The organism is Sphaerisporangium rubeum, from assembly GCF_014207705.1.
Lineage (GTDB): Bacteria > Actinomycetota > Actinomycetes > Streptosporangiales > Streptosporangiaceae > Sphaerisporangium > Sphaerisporangium rubeum.
In genome coordinates, this window is the sequence record NZ_JACHIU010000001.1 from 1,090,262 (window position 1) to 1,108,980 (window position 18,719).

The window sequence follows — 18,719 nt, forward strand, 5'->3', positions numbered from 1 at the left end:
ACATGTAACGCCAGGGGGCCGAGTACACAGATTTGGACCGTTCCGTCAAGCAGGTTGGCCAGAGGTTCTAGGCCGAATGTGGCCATTGCCCAGGTATTTCGTCCGGTAAAGATGATCTTTAGTATGTGAACGGGTACCCGTGCCCGTGTTGTTACGGAGCAACGTGACAACCAAAGTGACGCGACAGCCGTCTGTTATCTGCACGACGATGCAGGAGCAGGGTAGGGGTGGGCATGAGGGTGGGGCTGGAGGAGCGTGTGTTCACGCTTCCCGACGCGGGCCCGCTGAAGGCGTCCAGCATTTGGACACGTTCCTATATGCGGGCTCTTCTGGCGGGTGACATGGCGTGCGCCTTGATCGCCTGTGAGACGGTCATGGGATTCAGGCTCTGGGTGGGGGCCTTCATCCCGTGGTCGGAGCTGCTGTTCGGCTTCGGCCTCGCACTGGCGTGGCCGTTCGCCTTGGCGCTCGCCGGTGTGTACCGCGAGAAGAGCCACGGCGAGGGCAGCGAGGAGTTCCGCGCGGTCTTCAACGGCGGGGTGGGTGTCACGGCCGCCGTCGCCATCGGCGCGTACGCGACCCAGACCATGATCGCGCGCAGCTACGTCATGGCGATGCTGCCGCTCGCGACCGTGCTGACGCTGGTGTTCCGGTTCCGCATGCGCAAGCGGCTGCACCGGCGGCGCATCGAGGGCGAGTACCTGCGCCGCGTGGTGGCCGTCGGCCACCGCACCGCGGTGCTCGACCTGGTCATGCAGTTCAGGCGCCAGCCTTACCACGGCATGCGGGTCGTCGCGGCGTGCCTGCCACCCGGCCAGTTCCCCGGCAACGGGCTCGACGTCGACGGCGTCCCCGTGTACGGCGACTTCGCCGACGTCGCGGCCGTGGCCGACAAGGTCAGCGCGGACGCCGTCGCCGTGCTCGCCTGCCCCGAGCTCGACGGCGCCGCGCTGCGCCGCCTGGCCTGGAGCATCGAGACCAAAGGCACCGAGCTGTTCGTCGCGCCGGCGCTCATGGACGTCGCCGGGCCGCGCACCAGCATCAGGCCAGTCGCCGGCATGCCGCTGCTGCACGTGGAGCACCCCGAGTTCGACGGCACCCGCCAGGTCGTCAAGAGCCTGTTCGACCGGCTCGTGGCGACGGCGGCGCTCGCGGTGCTCGCCCTCCCGATGCTCTTCATCGCCGTGCTGATCCGCGCCACCAGCCAGGGCCCCGCGCTGTTCACCCAGACCCGGGTGGGCCGCGACGGCAGGACCTTCCAGGTCTTCAAGTTCCGCACCATGGTCCAGAACGCGGAGAAAATGAAGGTCGACCTGCTGGTCGACAACGAATTCGACGGCGTGCTGTTCAAAATGCGGAACGATCCACGGATCACCAAGGTCGGCGGGTTCCTGCGCCGCTACTCGCTCGACGAGCTGCCGCAGCTGCTCAACGTCCTTCGTGGTGAGATGTCCCTGGTCGGCCCCCGTCCCCCCCTGCCCGACGAGGTCGAGCAGTACGGCACCGACGTGCGCCGCCGCCTCGTCGTCAAGCCCGGCATGACGGGCCTGTGGCAGGTGAGCGGACGCTCCGACCTGAGCTGGGAGGAGTCGGTCCGCCTGGACCTGCGGTACGTGGAGAACTGGTCCCTGATCCTGGATTTGCAGATCCTGTGGAAGACCTGGTCGGCCGTCGTCCACGGGGGAGGGGCCTACTAGTGAAGGCGCTTGTGCTCGCCGGGGGGGCCGGCACACGGCTGCGGCCGATCACCCACACATCGGCCAAACAGCTCGTGCCGGTCGCGAACAAGCCCGTCCTGTTCTACGGCCTGGAAGCCATCGCGGCGGCCGGGGTCCGTGAGGTCGGCATGGTGGTCGGCGACACCCACGAGGAGATCGAGTCCGCAGTCGGCGACGGTTCGGCGTTCGGCCTGGAGGTCACCTACCTGCGGCAGGACGCGCCGCTCGGCCTGGCCCACGCCGTGCTGATCGCGCGGGACTACCTCGGTGACGACGACTTCGTGATGTACCTCGGCGACAACTTCATCGTCGGCGGCATCGAGACGCTCGTGGACCGCTTCCGCGCCGAGCGTCCCGCCGCGCAGATCATGCTCACCCGCGTGGCCGACCCCCGGCAGTTCGGCGTGGCCGAGCTCGACGCGCGCGGCCGGGTCGTCGCGCTGGAGGAGAAGCCGATCGAGCCCAAGAGCGACCTCGCGCTGGTCGGTGTCTACCTGTTCACCCCGGACGTCCACGACGCGGTGGCCTCGCTCAAGCCGTCCTGGCGCGGCGAGCTGGAGATCACCGACGCGATCCAGTGGCTCATCGACCAGGACCGGCGCGTGGAGTCGTCGGTCATCTCCGGTTACTGGAAGGACACCGGCAACGTCACCGACATGCTGGAGGTCAACCGGCTGGTGCTCGACGGCCTGGAGCGCGGCCTGCACGGCGTCATCGGCGACGAGTGCGAGATCATCGGCCGGGTCGTGGTCGAGACCGGCGCCGAGGTGGTCCGGTCGCGTGTGGTCGGGCCGGTGGTCATCGGGGCCGGCGCGGTGGTGCGCGACTCGTACGTCGGGCCCTACACCTCGGTCGCGGAAAATTGTCAGATCGTGGACAGCGAGATCGAGTACTCGATCCTGCTGCGCCGCGCGTCCATCATCGGGGTGCGCCGCATCGAGGCGTCCCTGATCGGGCACGACGTCGAGGTCACGCCCGCTCCCAACACCCCCAGAGCACACCGTCTGGTGCTCGGCGATCACAGCAAGGTGCAGATCAGCTCATGAGGCTTCTTGTGACCGGCGGCGCCGGGTTCATCGGGTCCCACTATGTCCGCACGGTGCTGACCGGCGGCTACCCGGCGTTCGCCGGGGCCAAGGTGACCGTGCTCGACAAGCTCACCTACGCGGGCAATCTCGCCAACCTCGCGCCGGTGGAGGACCGCTACGAGTTCGTCCACGGCGACGTGTGCGACGGCGCGCTGCTGGCCGACGTCGTGCCGGGCCACGACGTGGTGGTGCACTTCGCCGCCGAGTCCCACGTCGACCGGTCCATCGACGGCGCCGCCGACTTCGTGCGCACCAACGTGCTCGGCACCACCACCGTGCTGCAGGCGTGCATGGACGCCGGGGTGTCCAAGGTCGTGCAGGTGTCCACCGACGAGGTGTACGGCACCATCGACGAGGGCTCCTGGGCCGAGGACGCGCCGCTGCGGCCCCGGTCGCCGTACTCGGCGGCCAAGGCCGGCGGCGACATGATCGCGCAGGCGTACGCGGTGACCCACGGGCTGCCGGTGTCGATCACGAGGTGCGGCAACAACTACGGGCCCTACCAGTACCCCGAAAAGGTCGTGCCGCTGTTCGTCACCAACCTGATCGAGGGCCGCAAGGTCCCGCTGTACGGCGACGGCGGCAACGTGCGCGACTGGGTGCACGTGGACGACCACTGCCGCGCCATCCAGCTCGTCGCCGAGCGCGGCGAGCCCGGCGAGGTGTACAACATCGGCGGCACGGCCGAGATGGACAACATCGAGCTCACCGGCCGCATCCTCGCCGAGCTCGGGGCCGGCTGGGACATGGTCGAGCGGGTCACCGACCGCAAGGGCCACGACCGGCGGTACTCCCTGGACGACACCAAGCTGCGCGGCCTCGGGTACACGCCGATGACCGGGTTCGACGACGGCCTCGCCTCCACCGTGCGCTGGTACGCCGACAACCCGTCGTGGTGGAAGCCGCTCAAGGGACAGCGGTGAACCGGCCGCTCGTCACCGGCGCGGGTGGCATGCTCGGCCACGCCGTGGTCGCGGCGCTCGCCGCCGACCCCTCGGGGCCGCGGTTCACCGCGTACGACCGCGGCGGCCTCGACCTGCTCGACCCCGCCGCCGTGCGCGACGTCATCGGCCGCGACCGGCCCGACGTGGTGGTCAACTGCGCCGGCTCGACCGCCGTGGACGATGCCGAGATCGACGAGGCGAGCGCCACGGCGATCAACGGTGACGCGGTGCGCACCCTCGCCGAGGTCTGCGCCGACGCCGGCGCCACCCTCGTGCACGTCTCCACCGACTACGTCTTCGACGGCACGGCACGCACGCCGTACGCCGAGGACGCGCCGCCTGCGCCGGTCAGCGCCTACGGCCGCGGCAAGCTCGCCGGCGAGCGCGCCGTGCTGTCCACCGGGGCCGGGTACGTCGTGCGGACCGCCTGGCTGTACGGCGGGCCGCGCCGCGACTTCGTGAGCACGATGATCGCGCTGGAGGCCGAGCGCGAGACCGTCGGCGCCGTGGCCGACCAGGTCGGCCAGCCGACCTGGGCCGGGGACCTCGCCGCTCAGCTCCTGCTGCTCGCGAGGTCAGGCGCCGCACCCGGCGTCTACCATGGCACCAACGGCGGCACCGCCACGTGGTACGACCTGGCCCGTGAGGTCTTCACCCTGCTCGGCGCCGACCCCGACCGCGTGCGGCCCGTGGGGAGCGACGCGTTCCCGCGGCCGGCCGCGCGGCCCGCGTACAGCGTGCTCGGCCACGACCGCTGGGCCGAGGCCGGGCTCGGCCCCATGCGGCACTGGCGTGACGCGCTCCACGCGGCGTGGCCGTCGATGCGGCACGCGCGGCAGGGGCCGTCGATGGCCGGGGGCCGCACCTGATGTACCTGTCCGAGACCCGCAGGTCCGACGCCGGCAAGGCCGCGTCCCCCGCGGGTGAGCAAGCCCCGGCTGGCGCGCCGGGCCACGGCCTGCCCGGGAAGAACGGCCGGCCCGGCGCGTCACCCGGCGACGGTCCCGCCACACCGGCGGAGACCGGACCCGGCACCGCCACAGGCGCGGACGGTGATCCGGCGGCGTCCGGCGGTCAGGCGGGAACCGGGGACGGCACGGGAACCGGCGGCCAGGCGGGTCGCCTGATCGCGGGGAATGTCGTCGCGCTCGGCATGGTGAGCCTGTTCACCGACATCTCCTCCGAGATGGTCACGGCCGTCCTGCCGCTGTACCTGATCTTCCAGCTCCAGCTCAGCCCCATGCTGTTCGGCCTGCTCGACGGGGTGTACACCGGTGCGACGGCGGTGCTGCGCCTGGTCGGCGGCCACGTCGCCGACCGGTTCAGCCGCCGCAAGCTGGTGGCCGGGTTCGGGTACGGGCTGTCGGCGGTCTGCAAGCTCGGCTACCTCGCCGCGGGTCGCTCGGTCCCCCTGATCGGCCTGTTCATCGGCCTGGACCGCACCGGCAAGGGCCTGCGCACCGCGCCGCGCGACGCGATGATCTCGCTGAGCGCGCCGCCGGAGGCGCAGGGCAGGGCCTTCGGGCTGCACCGCGCCATGGACACCGCCGGTGCGCTGCTCGGGCCGATCGTCGCGTTCGGCGTGGTCGCCGTTGCCGGTGCCGCGTACGACGCGGTGTTCGTGGTCAGCTTCTGCGTGGCCGTGATCGGCGTGCTGGTGCTCGTGCTGTTCGTCAAGGAGCCGGGACGCGCGGCCACGCTCCAGGCACGGCCGAAGGTCACGCTGCGCGGCACAGGCACGCTGCTGCGCCACCCCGCGTACCGGCGGGTCCTGCTCGCCACGCTGCCGCTGTCGCTCGCCACGGTCAGCGACTCGTTCCTCTACCTGATGCTCCAGCGGCGCATGGACCTCGACACCGGGTGGCTGCCACTGCTGCCGGTGGGGGTCGCCGCGGCGTACCTGGCCGGGGCCGTGCCGCTCGGCCGGCTCGCCGACCGCGCCGGCCGCGCCACGGTCGTGACCGGCGGGTACGCCGCGTTGCTGGTCTGCTACCTGCTGGTCCTGCTGCCGCCAGGGCCCGCCGTGCTGGTCGCGGTCCTGCTGCTGCGTGGCCTCGCGTACGCCGCCACCGACGGCGTCATCAGCGCGCTCGCGGGCCCGCTGCTCCCCGAGGAGCGCCGCGCCACCGGCCTCGCCGTCGTGCAGACCGGCCAGGCGCTCGGCCTCATGGCCGCCTCGTGGGTCTTCGGCGCGTTGTGGACCGCGCGGGGACCGGAGACCGCCGTCCAGGTGATGGCCGTGGCGCTGTGCGCCGCGCTGGCCCTCGCCATACCTCTTCTCAGGAAGGCACGCCGGTGAACCTGTCCGTGATCATCCTGACCTACCGCAGCGCGGCGTACATCACCCGCTGCCTGGACGCCGTGCGCCGCGCCACCGAAGGCCTGTCCGCCGAGGTGATCGTCGTGGACAACGACTCACCCGACGACACCGTGCGCGTGGTCCGCGAGGCCGCGCCGTGGGCCGACGTCATCGCGCGCGACGTCAACAGCGGCTTCGCCGACGGGTGCGCCGCCGGCGCCAAGGTCGCCAAGGGCCGCTACCTGGTCTTCGTGAACCCCGATGCCGAGGTGCGGCCCGACGCGTTCACGGCGCTGCTGGAGTGCGCCGAGCGCAACCCCGGCGCCGGCATCGTCGGCGGCCGGTGCGTCACCGGGGACGGCGCCGTGGACCCCCGCTCCTGGTGGGGCCGGCCCACCCCCTGGTCGGTGCTGTGCTTCGCCACCGGCCTGTCCACGGCGTTCCCCGGCCACCGGCTGTTCGACCCCGAGTCCCCGGTGACGTGGGACGGCGAACGGCGGGTGCCGATCGTCACCGGCGCGTTGATGCTGGTGGACCGGCGGCTGTGGGACACCGCCGGCGGCTTCGACACGCGCATCTTCATGTACGGCGAGGACGCCGACCTGTGCCTGCGCGCCAGGGCCGCCGGATACCGGCCCATGGTGACCGACCGGGCCGTCTTCCTGCACGAAGGCGGCAGGTCGTCCTCCAGCCTCGGCAAGCTGGTGCTGCTGTTCACCGGCAAGGTCACCGTGGTGCGCCGCCACTTCCCGCGCGGGCTGCGCGGCGCCGGGGTGCGGGCCCTGCTGTTCGGTGTGTGGCTGCGCGGCGCGATGAGCGGCCGGGCCGCCGGGGTGGACGCCGACCGCCAGGGACGTCCCATGGCGCGCCGCGGCGACTGGGCCGAGTTGTGGGCCGCGCGCGGCAAGTGGTCCGGCGGCTGGGACGCGGGCCATTGATCTACCAAACGAAATGTCGACGACAAAGTTGGGGGAGTGGGCGATGACCCGCCACGACGGTCGGATCGGAGCGCTCGCCGCGGTCGATCCCGCCGCGGCCGACCTGGCCGACCGCATGGTCGACCTGGCGATCCGCGGGCTGCCACCGGGGTACGTGAACGGCGAGTTCGTGTTCACCCGCAGAGGCAGGCAGGAGCCCGGCGGCGGCTGGACCGCCGTCGCCGAGGGCCGCAGCGTGCGGTACAGCGCCATCGTGGCGCTCGGGGTGGCCCCGCTGCCGGCCGACGCGCAGCGCGCGGCACTGGCGGGGGACACCGTGCACGATCTCGTGGGACGGCTCGTCAAGGGCCTGCCGTCGGTCACCAACCTCGGCGACGCCGCGCTCATCGCGTGGGCCGCCGCCGAGAGCGGCCACGGCGACCTGCCGGTCGCGCTGGACCGGCTCGCCGAGCTGGAGCGCGCCGTACGGCCCGGCGACCCGGTGTACACCGTGGAGGCCGCGTGGGCCCTCGCCGGGCTCGCCGCCGCGCACACCGCCGGCGGCGGCACCCCGGACGTCGAGCGGCGGCTGTCGGAGGCCAGGGACCGGCTGCTCGGCGGACTCGGCGACGACCGGCTGTACCGGCACGTCATCGGCCCCGCCTCGTGGTACCGCGCGCACGTCGGCTGCTTCGCCGACCAGGTCTACCCCCTGCAGGCCCTCGCGCGCCTGCACGCCGCCGTCGGCGACACCACCGCGCTCGGCGCCGCCGAACGCGTCGCGGAAGGCATCTGCGCCGCTCAGGGGCCGGAGGGCCAGTGGTGGTGGCACTACGACGCGCGCACCGGCGGCGTCGTGGAGGGCTACCCGGTGTACAGCGTGCACCAGCTCTCCATGGGTCCCATGGCGCTGCTCGACCTCGCCGACGCCGGCGGCACCGCGTACCTCAAGGAGATCGCGCTCGGGCTGCACTGGATGACCTCGCGGCCCGAGGTCGACGACCAGCTCATCATCGAGGAGCTCGACCTGACGTGGCGCAAGGCTGCGAGGGACGACCCCAAGAAGATCGTGCGCGGCGCGCGTGCCGTGGCCAGCGCGATCAACCAGGGTGCGCGGCTCGGCGTGCTCGACCGCATCTACCCGCCGATGACCGTGGACCGCGAGTGCCGGCCCTACGAGCTCGGCTGGCTGCTGTACGCGTGGCTGTTCGAGCTGAAGGGACAGGCGCGGTGACCAGGCGTGAACTGGTCGGGGTGGCCTTCGACCCGCTCACCATGGAGCAGGCCGTCGCGCGCTGCGTCACCGCCGTCGAGGGTCGCGAGAACCTCACCATCGGCGTCGTCAACGCCGCCAAGGCGGTCCGCATGGCCGAGGACACCGTGCTGCGCGACTCGGTGACGTCGTGCGACATGGTCGTGGCCGACGGACAGGCCGTCGTGTGGGCCTCCAAACTGCTCGGCAGGCCGCTTCCCGAGCGGGTCGCCGGCATCGACCTGTTCACCTCCCTGATGGCCGAAGGCGCGCGGCGCGGCCACTCGGCGTACTTCCTCGGCGCGCGGCCCGAGGTGCTGGAGAAGGTCGTGGCCCAGGTACGCGAGACGTACCCGGGGCTGCGCATCGCCGGGGCCAGGGACGGCTACTTCACCGACGAGGAGGCCCCCGGGGTGGCGGCGGCGATCGGCGCGGCCCGGCCCGACCTGCTGTTCCTCGGCATGACCTCCCCCAAGAAGGAGATCTTCCTCGCCACGTACGCCGACGACGTCAAGGCCGGTGTGATCCACGGGGTCGGCGGCTCGTTCGACGTGCTCGCGGGGAAGGTGCGGCGCGCTCCGGTGCCGATGCAGCGGCTCGGCCTGGAGTGGCTCTACCGCTTCCTCCAGGAGCCGGTGCGCCTCGGCCCCCGCTACCTGTCCACCAACACACGCTTCGCCTGGATGGTCGCCAAGGAGTACGCCGACGACCGGAAGAAACGCCGGTAGCGGGGTGCGGCCGATGTACCCCGCCGCACGGCCGGTGACGCGGGGGGCCACCGGGACGCGCCACGTCCTGGCCGGACCGTTCCAGAGCCGGTCAGGTGCGGCTGCTCTCGTCCCGCAGCCAGGTCGTGTAGTCCTTGGCGCGCACCGCCTTGCGCGCACGCGCGCGAGCGACGAGCGTGACGGCCAGGAACACCGCCAGGTGCGGCGCGAGCCACGGCGTGCGCCGCGCGATGGCCAGCAGGTCACGCGGGCCTGTGCGTGCCTCCTGCGCCGCCGTGGTGACCTCGCCGCCTGCGACCTGACCCATCTCGGCGACCACCGTGACGGCGCGCACCCGGCGGCGCATCAGGTCGGCGAACGTGCGCGGCGGGTGGATCACCGCCGAGGCGGTGGCCACCACGCGGCGTTCGGCGGGGCCGAACGCCAGCGACGCGGCCAGGTCGTCACCCATCACCGGCGGCAGCTCCATGATGCGGCGGTTGCCGGCCTCCGACACCGCGATCACCCCGCGGCCGAACAGCCCCTCGCGTACGGCCGGCAGGCGGGTCCACACCGCGTAATAGGCGCGCACCGGCCAGGGCCGGTCACGCAGCACGAGCGCGCGCTCAGGCGCGGCGGCCAGCATGCCGGCGGTGAGCGCGTCACGCAGGGCCCGCACGTCCGCCGTGCCGACCTGCACGTCGGCGTCGACGTACACCCGCGGGAAACTCGTGGCGGCCTCGTCGCCGAGCCGCAGCGCCTCCCGCTTGGACGGCACCGGGGTCTCGACGACCCGCACGCCGTGGTCTCTGGCGACCTCGGCGGTGTCGTCGTCACAGCCGTTGGCCACCACCACCACGTCGAACTCACCCGGCTCGGCCTGCCTCAGCAGGCTCTCCAACAGCCGGCCGATGACCCGGCCCTCGTTGTGCGCCGGGATGACGACGCTCGCACTTGGCATAGTTCCGAAGTATCCACCCTGAAGGGGAGTCTCCGATGACCGAACCGCGAATCGCGCCGACCGCGGACGTGGATCCGAGCGCGCAGCTCGGCGCGGGCAGCACCGTGTGGCACCTGGCCCAGATCCGGGAGAAGGCCGTGCTCGGCGAGGACTGCGTACTCGGCCGCGGCGCCTACGTCGGGCCGGGGGTCCGGATCGGGGACCGGGTCAAACTCCAGAACTACGCGCTGGTCTACGAACCCGCCGTGCTGGAGGACGGGGTGTTCGTCGGACCGGCCGCCGTGCTCACCAACGACGTCTACCCCCGGTCGACCGATGTGGACGGCACGCTCAAGCGGGACGGCGACTGGCCGGCCGAGGGGGTCATCGTGCGTCAAGGAGCCTCGATCGGCGCGCGCGCCGTCATCGTGGCGGGCCGCACCGTCGGCCGGCACGCGCTGATCGCCGCCGGGGCCGTGGTCACCCGGGACGTCCCGGACTTCGCGCTGGTCGCCGGGGTGCCGGCCCGGCGCGTCGGCTGGGTGGGCCGCGCCGGCGTCACCCTGCACGAGCAGGCGCCGGGCCGCTGGCGCTGTCCCGACACCGGCGAGCTGTACGCCGAGAGCGACGGACATCTCAGCGGGCCCCTGTGAACCTCACCGAGCTGTCCGGCCGGTCCAAGGCCGTGATCCTCTCGGTCGCGGTCCTGCTGGCCGCCGCGGTCGCCGCCGGGTACGTCCTGCGGTCCCGCGAGGCCTCCCCGCCTGCCGCCGCGGCCTCCGGCGCGCCGGAGGCCGTACCTCTGGCCAAGGAGACGGCCATCGAGCGCGGATCACTGCTCCTGGTACGGGCCGGGCCCGCCGCCGGCAGCGGCACCGTGCTCGCCGTGCCGGGACGCGGCGAAGGCGCGGCCCGCAGCACCGGGCTGCACTGCAAGCGGTTCTACGCCGCCGCCGGCACGGGCCTGTGCCTGCGGGTCACCCCCGGGCTCGTGACCGGCTCCGAGGCCGTCGTGCTCGACGACAGGCTGCGGGAGAAGCGGGTCGTGCCGCTCGCGGGGGTGCCGAGCCGGGCCAGGGTGTCGGCGAGCGGCCGCATGGCCGCCTGGACGTTCTTCGTCACCGGCGACTCCTATCTCGCCACCGGGTTCTCGACCCGCGCGGGGATCCTCGACACCCGCACCGGCACGCTGGTGAAGAGCCTGGAGGAGTTCACGCTCCAGATGGACGGCAAGGCGCACCGCGCGCCGGACGTCAACTACTGGGGGGTGACCTTCGCCGCCGACGACAACCGCTTCTACGCCACCGTCGCGACCGGCGGCCACACCTACCTGGTCGAGGGCGACTTCGCCAAGCGGCGCATGAAGACGCTGCGCGAGAACGCCGAATGCCCCTCGCTGTCCCCCGGCGGCGACCGCCTGGTGTACAAGAAGCGCACCGGCGGCGACGAGGCCCCCTGGCGGCTGTACACCCTGGACCTGCGCACCGGACGTGAGACGCCGCTCGCCGAGACCGCCAACGTGGACGACCAGGCCGCCTGGCTGGACGGCCGCACCGTCATGTACAGCCGCCTGCGTGGCGACAGCTCGGACGTCTGGACCGTCCCCGCCGACGGCTCCGGCCGTCCCGCGCTGCTGCTGCGCGACGCCTACTCACCGGCGGCGACGTGACCCCCGTCCCGCCGTCACAGGATCACCGGCTCGCCGGTGTCCTCCCAGATGTTGCCCTCGAAGAGGTTGCCTCTGCCTTCGGTGGTGAAGTACGTCACCGGCCCCCAGAAGCCGCCTTTGGGGAACAGGCGGCGGGTGAACACGTTGTTCACGATGCGGATGCCGGTGGGGGTGCCGAACTTCCCCTCGCCGCCGTAGACGGCGTAACCGCCGCCGCCGAGCAGGTTGCGCTCGACCAGCACGTCGTGTGCCCTGCTGAAATCCTGGTACAGCGAGATGGCCGAGGTCTGCGACAACTGGTTCAGAATGGTGTTGTGGCGGATGGTCAGGGACAGCCCTTTCTGCGGCGAACCGTTGGCCTGGGGCCCGGTCACGTGGTCACCCGGCCATTCCTTGAAGTCGTGCATGTAGCAGTCCTCGATGAGGCCGTGGTCGGTGCCGATCGAGTTCGGCACGGTGTGGATGTTCACCCGGCGCACGGTGATGAAACCGCCCTGGTTGAGCACCCCCCACTGCGCCTTCACCACGCCGTCGCCGGAGATCTCGCTGTCCTCGATGACCGCGCCGGAGAACCCCTTCACCTGGATCACCGACCAGTCACCCTCACCGATCACCCGCACGTTGCGCACCCGCACGTTGTCCGCCTTGATGTTGAGCTTGCCGTGCACCTCCAGGTTCTCCACCAGGGCCCCCGGCTTCTCGACGGTCACCTCACCGACCTTGGTCAACTTGGTGCCGGGCCGCACCCCCGTGGTCGCGGCGGACGGGAAGCCGCGGGGGATCGCCTGCTCCGCGGCCGTCGGCACGGCCGTGGGGGCCGGCGTCGCGGAGCTGGGGAAGACGTTGCCGAGAGCGGCGGGTGTGCGGCCGGGCACGGGGTCGCGGGCCCCGGGGTCCCCGCCTGCGCAGCCGGACACAAGCAGCGTGCCGGCGGCCAGCAAGGCAAGCCGTCCCGGCAGGGAAGAGCGCATTGCGTACTCCCGGTGGTCGTTGGTCGGAACGCTCCAATTCACCTGTTTTCAAAAAGCGAGCATCCAGATCTACGGATGTGCGCCTGCCCCCAGAGGGACGCCGCGCCGCGGGGGACGCCGGGCCGGCCCGTGACTGCCGATCATGGTCCCGGAACCGGGGCCCGGCGTGCTCCTGTCACGGGTGAAGGCGATCACCGCGGCCGAGGACAACAAGGCGAGCAGCGCGATCCCGACCTGGGAACGGCCCCGCTGCAGGCCCTGGAGCTGCGGGCCGATGACGTCGCCGATGGCCTCCCACTTGATCATCACCCGGCCGTCCGCGCCTGCGGAGGTCTGGAGACTGTTGAGCTTCTGCGTGAGCAGCCGCAACGCGAGGTCGAGGGTGCGCTTGGACTCCTGCGCGTCGTCCGACAGCGCCTGGAGCGAGGCGTACGGCTGGCCGTACACCGGAAGCTCCTCGTTGCCCCAGTGCGCCACCTTGTAGTCGAACCTGGCGGTGCCGCCGAGCGCCTGCAACCGCCGCGCGGTGCCGGGGTTGTCGAAGAAGCGCTCCGTGGCGAGCGCCATGTAGATGTGGTTGTCGGTGAAGTGGCCGTACACCTCGCCCTGGAACCTGCTGGTCTTGGTGACGAACGCGACCGTGACCGAAGTCTGGTAAAGAGGTGACCGATACCGGACCCAATACACCGCACCGGCGGCGACCAGGAAGATCAGCGCCAGGCAGCAGCACCGCGCAACCACTCGCCTTCGCACCGACTCATGGTGGCACAGGCGGCGGGAGTTTTGGGACAGGCCTGGTAAACGAACCAGACAGAGGAAACACTTGATGGCGATGACAACGCGCCAGGCTTGTCCCGCGTCCTACCCCGTACGGCCCGGTGGGGTGGGACACAAGGTCACGTGGCCGGCCGGCGCGGGGGTGAAGGGGAACAATGGACCTGCTTGATTCGCTGCGAGCGCTGTTGCGGCGCTGGCCGGTGACCGTGGCGCTGCTCGTCGCCACGATCGCGGCCACGTCCGCCGCGTTCATGGCGATTCCCTGGCAGTACGAGTCGAAGGCCACGGTCGTCTTCCTGTCGTCCCGCAAGGGCGCGCAGCCGGTGGGGGGGAACCCCTGGCTGGCGTTCGACGGGTCGCTCACCATCACGGCCGAGGTGATCGCTCGTGGCATGAGCGACGAACGCACCATGCAGCGGCTCAAGGACGCCGGCAACACCGCCGAGTTCACCGTCGGTCTCGCGCAGGACTCGCGCGGCCCGTTACTCGACATCACGGCCACCGCGCCGGACCCCAAGGTGGCGCAGTCCACCATGGAGGCGCTGGCCGAGCTGTCCGCGCAGCGGCTCAACGAGATGCAGCAGAAGTCCTCCATCCTGCCGGACGCGACGATCCGCGCCGAGCTGGTGACCTCCACCGACAAGGCCGAGCTCACCCCCGAGAAGAAGATCAGAATGCTGTTGATCATCTTCGCCGGCGGTTGCCTGCTCACCCTCGGCGTCCCGTTGTTCCTGGAGTCCCAGGCGCAGAAGCGACGGCGCCAGAGCCAGCCGGAACCGCAGATGTCCCATCTCGGGCCGCCACCCGCCGCTCCCCACCCCCCGCGCTCCGCGCGCACCTCCCAGGGTGGTCCGCGTCCGACCGGCCCCACGGTGCCGCGCAGCCGTCCCCCCGCGCGGGTGCAGCGCTCCATCGACCCGCCTGAGCCGGTGGTGTACGACCGGCGCATCGGTTCGCCGCCACCGGCCCCTCCCGGCCGCTACGGCTCGTCCGCCGAGCCGAGGGACCCCTGGGACCGGCCGCAGGCCGACGACGAGTTCACCCAGACGCCGGTCGTGAAGGCCACAGAGGACCTCTACGTCTGGACCGACGACAAGGACCGGCCGCGCGGCGCACCCCCGGCCGCCACGGGCCGCTCAGGCGACACCCGCGGCAAGGGACGGCGTGCCAAGCCCTCCGGCCCCGGTCCCGTCCCCGGCCAGAACGGCAAGGCGCCGCACCCCGGCGACGACTCCTACGCCGTGTTCGACCCCACCACCCCAGGTCGGTGACGAGCACGTCAGAGGCCGCGAGGGTCCACGCACCCCCTCACCGGCCGCTCAAGCGTCGCACGCTGCTGCCGAAGAAGCGCGTCGACCCCGTGACGATCATCTCGTTCTTCTTGGTCATCCTGTTCGTCATGCCGGCCAGGTACGTCATCGGCCCCCTCGGCGGCGCCGGTTCCCCCGCGTCCATGGTCGCGGTGATGCTCCTGGTCTGGTACCTGCTGTCCACGCTGTCGCCACGCTGGACCCCCCTGCACGGCCGCCAGCCGGTCCGCGCCGTCATCGTGTTCTTCGCGCTCGCCGTCCTCGCCAGCTACGTCGCCGCGATGACCCGTCCCCTGTCGTCCGAAGAACTCAACGCCGCCGACCTCGGCCTCGTCCTCGTCGCCGGCTGGGCCGGCATCGCGCTGGTCACCGCCGACGGCATCCCCGACATGGACCGCCTGGAGACCCTCCGCCGGCGCATCGTCCTCGGTGGATCGGTCCCGGCCGCCGTAGCGATGATCCAGTTCTTCACCGGCATCGAGATCACCCAGTACATGGCCCTCCCCGGCCTCGTCGAGAACGGCGCCGGCGTCCTGTTCGAACGAGAGGGCTTCTTCCGCCCCTCAGGCACCGCCACCCACCCCATCGAACTAGGCGTCGTCCTCGCCGCCATCCTCCCCCTGGCCCTCCACGGCGCCATCTACTGCCGCGACCAGCAGGCCCGCAAGAAACGCTGGCTGATGGTCGCGCTGATCGCCACCGCGCTCCCCATGAGCGTCTCCCGCAGCGCCATCCTCGGCCTGTTCGTCGCCATGATCGTCCTGCTCCCCACCTGGAAGCCGGAATGGCGCCTGCGCGCCATCCTGATCTTCGGTGCCGCCTCCATCGTGATGCGCATCATGATCCCCGGCCTCATCGGCACCGTACTCAACCTGATCTCCGTCATCGGCGCCGACGAGAACTCCACAACAAGAACCGGCGACTACGACGCCGTGGTGGCGGCCGTGACCCAACGTCCCCTCTTCGGCCAGGGTTTCGCGACCTACCTCCCCCGCATCTACCGAGTGATCGACAATCAGTACCTCATGTCCTCACTCGAAACCGGCCTGGTAGGCCTGACAGCCCTCCTGACCTTCCTCCTTGCAGGCTGGGTCCTGGCCCGCCGAGCCAGAAAAGCCGCCACCAACGAGGAAACCCGCCACCTGGCCCAATGCCTGGCCGCCAGCAGCGCCGTCGCCATCTTCGGCTTCGGCACCTTCGACGCCTTCAGCTTCCCCATGATCGCCAACGTCATGTTCCTCCTCCTGGGCCTCACCGGCGCCTTGTACCGCCTCCAGACCACCGGCCCCACCGCGGCGCAACCGCCTGCCGCCTGACCTCCGTCACCGCGTGGCCTCTTTTATCAGAGGCAATGACCGGAGTCTTCGCTCGATGTGCGTGGCGACGAACGACGGGATCGCCGGATCGGCACGGACCTGCGGCCAACTGTCCACCAGCGCCGTCACGGTCTCCTGGACCACGCCTGAGACGAAGACCGGATCGAGACGAGCATGTCGCGCGAGACTGCGGAAGTTGTCCAGAGTGATGAGCCTCGCCACCTTGCCGCCGTTCACCGAGAACGCCAACTCCTCGGCACGGAACTCGTCGTAAGAGGTGACGCAGACGAAGTCGTAGGCGGGGGAGAGCCGGGGACCGACTCCGTCAGGGTAGCGCAGAGTCCAATTCTTGAGGTGCGCGTCGAGGTTGCCGATGACCACGATCGTGGCCAGTCGCCGGATGTACTCCTCCACATCCTGTGGACAGACGGCGTTGATGACTCTCGCCAGTCCGGCATAGGTTGCCCTGTCGTACTTGGACTCGACGGCGACTTCCCTGATCTGCGCGAAGTCCTCTTGGTGGACACGGCCGCCGTCGCTCCTGTCGAACCGGCGCACCGCGAACGCGCTCTCCTCCGGGTGAATCAACCCGTCGGGAAGACCGATGAGATCGGCTCCTGTGATGAGGCGGATGTCCGGCACATCGATGCCGGCGAGCTTGGCCCAGCTCAGCATGGAGTACTCGTTCGCCGGAACCTCAGGGAACCGCCGGTCCGGCAGCTTGACGATCCAGTCGCCACCCTGGCCCGACATGGGAAGCACAAGGCCCTTTCCCTCCCAGCGCATGGAGAACTTGGCCTGTACGCCTGCCAGGGAGAACCTGACCTGGCCCGCTTCGTCCCTGGATCTCGCACCTGAATCCGGAATCCCCAGCACATCGGATTCAGGAACCACCCGGACGTTTCCCGGAAGGTCCTCTCCCAGGAACATGAGCACCTGGAAATCGTGCGGGCTGGACCTGCCGAGTTCCCGTCCGATCAGATCGCGCAGCCCGCTTCCGTGCTCAGGAAGCAGATTGGCGAACCACTCGGGTACCGAACCGCTCGCCGTCCGGCGTCTGCCGGGATCGGCCTCGAACGCCTGCCCCAGGACCGGATGAACGGGCTCTCTGTCCTCGTAGTCGAACCATGTGTTCCCGCCGCGATAGCTCAAGGTGCCGACCCGGCGATCTCCAAGGAGCACTCCTGCCGTCGCGGTCTCAGTCAAGTTCGTCGTCCTCGTCGAACAGGGCCGTCACATCCGGCCCATCCGGGAAACCGAAGAGAGCCCGGCTTTGTACATGGTGGAAGATGGTCATTTCGACCTTTATTGCGCGCCTTTCCAAAAAGGCGATGCTCTGGCCCGCACGAAGCAGTGCGATCGCCTCGTCGTCCAGACAGTGACTCGCCAGTACTCGTGCATCGAGGTCCCGCCGCAGCAGGGACTCCGCCACGCTGTCAGACTTGCCGGTCGACTGGACCAGGCGGTTCGCGATTCCGGCTCCCAATGTGCTCACGTCATCAAGAATCGGAACAAGCACGTCGCCTGTCTCAAGAAGTCGCGCGGTGTCGATCGGCTCACCGGAACCACGGGGATCAAGGCTCCTCGGCACCTGCGACAGCAAGCCGAGGATGTTGACTTTTCCCTGCGCTCGGTCGAGGCGGGTCTGCGAGATGTCCGGCCGCCAAGGTCCGCCCGCCGGCAGAAGCTTGAGTAGCCGCTCGGCGCTGTCGAGTGGATCGGTGTGTACGGCTGCCACGCACTGCCGCAACCTCGCCGTATCTCCATCGGGGGCCACCCCCAGCACTGCTCCGCGCCAAATCCAACGACGCAGGATCTCCGCGGCCCTGCCTTCAGGCGGGCCGAAAGCCGTGACGAAATTCGCCAGCACCGGTATGATCAGGGGGTTCGGCACAAGTCGGAAATGCGGAATTCCCGCGACATCACGAAGGTAGTCGACGGTATGGCCCAGAGCTTTCCCGGTCCGAGCGAACGCGTCTTGCCTGTCGGCGTCGTCGTGGAACTCATCATGGAGCCTTCGATCGACTCTCCCGCCACGTATGGCCATGAGGCTTCGCGCGAGGATTTCCTCGGGAAACTCCCCGAAACCGAATGTCCGAACGCTTTCGCGCAGCGAACGCAGGTCGGTCGGCTTCTGGTCGCTGATCGGCTCTAGAGCTTCGAACACTCTCCCGAGGTCCAACTCGCTCTCGAAGGTGTACATACGGTCGAGGATGTCGCGCAAGGCGCGATCGTCCTCGCCTGAGAAGATGTACGTCGGAACCTTGTAGCCCCGGACGGCGGCCACGACCTCGTCGGCCAGCGAGACCTTCTCATCGCTCAGGTGGCGCCGCGCGCGGAACCAGGCATTCGTCCTTTCGTCGTCCAGGACCAGGGACATCGGCAGTAGATCGTCGTCAGGCTGCTGCCGGGGCACGGAAACGAATTCCACCCGGTCAAGATCGAAATAGATGCGAAAACGAGGGTCGACGGTTTCCTCGCCTGCGGTCAGCGCACCGACCAGACTGATGATTCTCTGCCGGCCCTCCACAACCCAGAAAGCGTCCCCGACCGCCTGAGCGTGGACCCGCAGAGGGCCGATATAAAAGGTCTCGGCAGGGGCGGGTCGCCGCCATACCAGAAGGTTCCCGATCGGATAGCCGCGGAACATGCTGTCGAACAGCAGAGCGACGTTGCCCTCCGGCCACGGATAAAAGCGTTCGAACGAGGGCAAACGGATCCGGCCGCTGACCGCGAGGCCGACCAGGTCGGTCAGTGCGACACTCTCGACCTCCGGCCGGTTCACCGCAGCCATGTCGCCTCCCTTCGGCC

17 protein-coding genes are annotated in these 18,719 nt (G+C 70.4%); 12 read left to right on the forward strand and 5 right to left on the reverse strand.

Features of this window, described 5'->3' with window-relative positions; translation table 11 throughout:
- The first annotated feature begins 233 nt into the window (after nt 1–233).
- Genes BJ992_RS04480 through BJ992_RS04515 form a run of 8 tightly spaced genes read left to right on the forward strand, consistent with a single transcriptional unit; the run spans nt 234 to nt 8,946 of the window.
- Nucleotides 234–1,697: a sugar transferase gene (locus tag BJ992_RS04480; RefSeq protein WP_184978673.1), complete on the forward strand. Its 1,464-nt coding sequence runs from the start codon at nt 234–236 to the stop codon at nt 1,695–1,697.
- The gene (locus tag BJ992_RS04485) at nt 1,697–2,764 is read left to right on the forward strand and encodes a glucose-1-phosphate thymidylyltransferase (RefSeq protein ID WP_184978674.1); all 1,068 of its coding nucleotides are present in this window, start codon (nt 1,697–1,699) and stop codon (nt 2,762–2,764) included. The genes BJ992_RS04480 and BJ992_RS04485 overlap by 1 nt, the downstream gene beginning before the upstream one ends.
- Nucleotides 2,761–3,729 carry a dTDP-glucose 4,6-dehydratase gene (gene rfbB, locus BJ992_RS04490; protein ID WP_184978675.1) on the forward strand — a complete coding sequence of 323 codons (969 nt, stop codon included), beginning with the start codon at nt 2,761–2,763 and terminating at the stop codon, nt 3,727–3,729. Before BJ992_RS04485 ends, rfbB begins: the two co-directional genes overlap by 4 nt.
- On the forward strand, nt 3,726–4,619 hold the full coding sequence (gene rfbD / locus BJ992_RS04495; protein ID WP_343072499.1) for a dTDP-4-dehydrorhamnose reductase: 894 nt from the start codon (nt 3,726–3,728) through the stop codon (nt 4,617–4,619). Before rfbB ends, rfbD begins: the two co-directional genes overlap by 4 nt.
- Nucleotides 4,562–6,049, forward strand: coding sequence for an MFS transporter (locus tag BJ992_RS04500; RefSeq protein WP_184978676.1), 1,488 nt, complete (start codon nt 4,562–4,564; stop codon nt 6,047–6,049). The genes rfbD and BJ992_RS04500 overlap by 58 nt, the downstream gene beginning before the upstream one ends.
- Nucleotides 6,046–6,987: a glycosyltransferase gene (locus BJ992_RS04505; RefSeq protein ID WP_184978677.1), complete on the forward strand. Its 942-nt coding sequence runs from the start codon at nt 6,046–6,048 to the stop codon at nt 6,985–6,987. The genes BJ992_RS04500 and BJ992_RS04505 overlap by 4 nt, the downstream gene beginning before the upstream one ends.
- Nucleotides 6,988–7,030: 43 nt before the next feature.
- Nucleotides 7,031–8,200, forward strand: coding sequence for a hypothetical protein (locus BJ992_RS04510; protein WP_184978678.1), 1,170 nt, complete (start codon nt 7,031–7,033; stop codon nt 8,198–8,200).
- Nucleotides 8,197–8,946: a WecB/TagA/CpsF family glycosyltransferase gene (locus BJ992_RS04515; RefSeq protein ID WP_221474685.1), complete on the forward strand. Its 750-nt coding sequence runs from the start codon at nt 8,197–8,199 to the stop codon at nt 8,944–8,946. The genes BJ992_RS04510 and BJ992_RS04515 overlap by 4 nt, the downstream gene beginning before the upstream one ends.
- Before the next feature lie 91 nt (nt 8,947–9,037).
- Here BJ992_RS04515 and BJ992_RS04520 read toward each other — a convergent pair whose 3' ends face one another.
- On the reverse strand, nt 9,038–9,886 hold the full coding sequence (locus BJ992_RS04520) for a glycosyltransferase (RefSeq protein WP_184978679.1): 849 nt from the start codon (nt 9,884–9,886) through the stop codon (nt 9,038–9,040).
- A gap of 35 nt (nt 9,887–9,921) precedes the next feature.
- Here BJ992_RS04520 and BJ992_RS04525 point away from each other — a divergent pair, with 35 nt between their 5' ends.
- Together BJ992_RS04525 and BJ992_RS04530 are read left to right on the forward strand one after the other, a co-directional pair.
- Nucleotides 9,922–10,518 (forward strand): acyltransferase, encoded by a 597-nt coding sequence (locus tag BJ992_RS04525; RefSeq protein ID WP_184978680.1) that lies wholly within the window; start codon nt 9,922–9,924, stop codon nt 10,516–10,518.
- Entirely contained in the window at nt 10,515–11,534 is a 1,020-nt protein-coding gene (locus BJ992_RS04530; RefSeq protein ID WP_184978681.1) for a TolB-like translocation protein, read from the forward strand. Before BJ992_RS04525 ends, BJ992_RS04530 begins: the two co-directional genes overlap by 4 nt.
- A gap of 14 nt (nt 11,535–11,548) precedes the next feature.
- Here BJ992_RS04530 and BJ992_RS04535 read toward each other — a convergent pair whose 3' ends face one another.
- Both BJ992_RS04535 and BJ992_RS04540 read right to left on the reverse strand, forming a co-directional pair.
- Entirely contained in the window at nt 11,549–12,505 is a 957-nt protein-coding gene (locus BJ992_RS04535) for a right-handed parallel beta-helix repeat-containing protein (RefSeq protein WP_184978682.1), read from the reverse strand.
- Between the two features lie 69 nt (nt 12,506–12,574).
- Nucleotides 12,575–13,258 (reverse strand): hypothetical protein, encoded by a 684-nt coding sequence (locus BJ992_RS04540; protein WP_184978683.1) that lies wholly within the window; start codon nt 13,256–13,258, stop codon nt 12,575–12,577.
- Nucleotides 13,259–13,437: 179 nt separating this feature from the next.
- On the opposite strand from BJ992_RS04540, the gene BJ992_RS04545 reads away from it, so the two are divergent.
- Both BJ992_RS04545 and BJ992_RS34130 read left to right on the forward strand, forming a co-directional pair.
- The gene (locus BJ992_RS04545; RefSeq protein ID WP_184978684.1) at nt 13,438–14,553 is read left to right on the forward strand and encodes a hypothetical protein; all 1,116 of its coding nucleotides are present in this window, start codon (nt 13,438–13,440) and stop codon (nt 14,551–14,553) included.
- Entirely contained in the window at nt 14,550–15,908 is a 1,359-nt protein-coding gene (locus BJ992_RS34130) for an O-antigen ligase family protein (protein ID WP_184978685.1), read from the forward strand. Before BJ992_RS04545 ends, BJ992_RS34130 begins: the two co-directional genes overlap by 4 nt.
- Nucleotides 15,909–15,914: 6 nt before the next feature.
- Here BJ992_RS34130 and BJ992_RS04555 read toward each other — a convergent pair whose 3' ends face one another.
- Together BJ992_RS04555 and BJ992_RS04560 are read right to left on the reverse strand one after the other, a co-directional pair.
- The gene (locus BJ992_RS04555) at nt 15,915–17,114 is read right to left on the reverse strand and encodes a type II toxin-antitoxin system HipA family toxin (RefSeq protein WP_221474686.1); all 1,200 of its coding nucleotides are present in this window, start codon (nt 17,112–17,114) and stop codon (nt 15,915–15,917) included.
- Nucleotides 17,107–18,702: a GmrSD restriction endonuclease domain-containing protein gene (locus tag BJ992_RS04560; protein ID WP_184978686.1), complete on the reverse strand. Its 1,596-nt coding sequence runs from the start codon at nt 18,700–18,702 to the stop codon at nt 17,107–17,109. Before BJ992_RS04560 ends, BJ992_RS04555 begins: the two co-directional genes overlap by 8 nt.
- Between the last annotated feature and the right edge of the window lie 17 nt (nt 18,703–18,719).

Bases quoted from the DNA above. Each gene is read 5' to 3' on its own strand.
- BJ992_RS04480 (WP_184978673.1), top strand. From the start codon at position 234: ATGAGGGTGGGGCTGGAGGAGCGTGTGTTCACGCTTCCCGACGCGGGC.
- rfbB (WP_184978675.1), top strand. From the start codon at position 2,761: ATGAGGCTTCTTGTGACCGGCGGCGCCGGGTTCATCGGGTCCCACTAT.
- BJ992_RS04510 (WP_184978678.1), top strand. From the start codon at position 7,031: ATGACCCGCCACGACGGTCGGATCGGAGCGCTCGCCGCGGTCGATCCC.
- BJ992_RS04520 (WP_184978679.1), bottom strand. From the start codon at position 9,886: ATGCCAAGTGCGAGCGTCGTCATCCCGGCGCACAACGAGGGCCGGGTC.
- BJ992_RS04525 (WP_184978680.1), top strand. From the start codon at position 9,922: ATGACCGAACCGCGAATCGCGCCGACCGCGGACGTGGATCCGAGCGCG.
- BJ992_RS04535 (WP_184978682.1), bottom strand. From the start codon at position 12,505: ATGCGCTCTTCCCTGCCGGGACGGCTTGCCTTGCTGGCCGCCGGCACG.
- BJ992_RS04545 (WP_184978684.1), top strand. From the start codon at position 13,438: ATGGACCTGCTTGATTCGCTGCGAGCGCTGTTGCGGCGCTGGCCGGTG.
- BJ992_RS04560 (WP_184978686.1), bottom strand. From the start codon at position 18,702: ATGGCTGCGGTGAACCGGCCGGAGGTCGAGAGTGTCGCACTGACCGAC.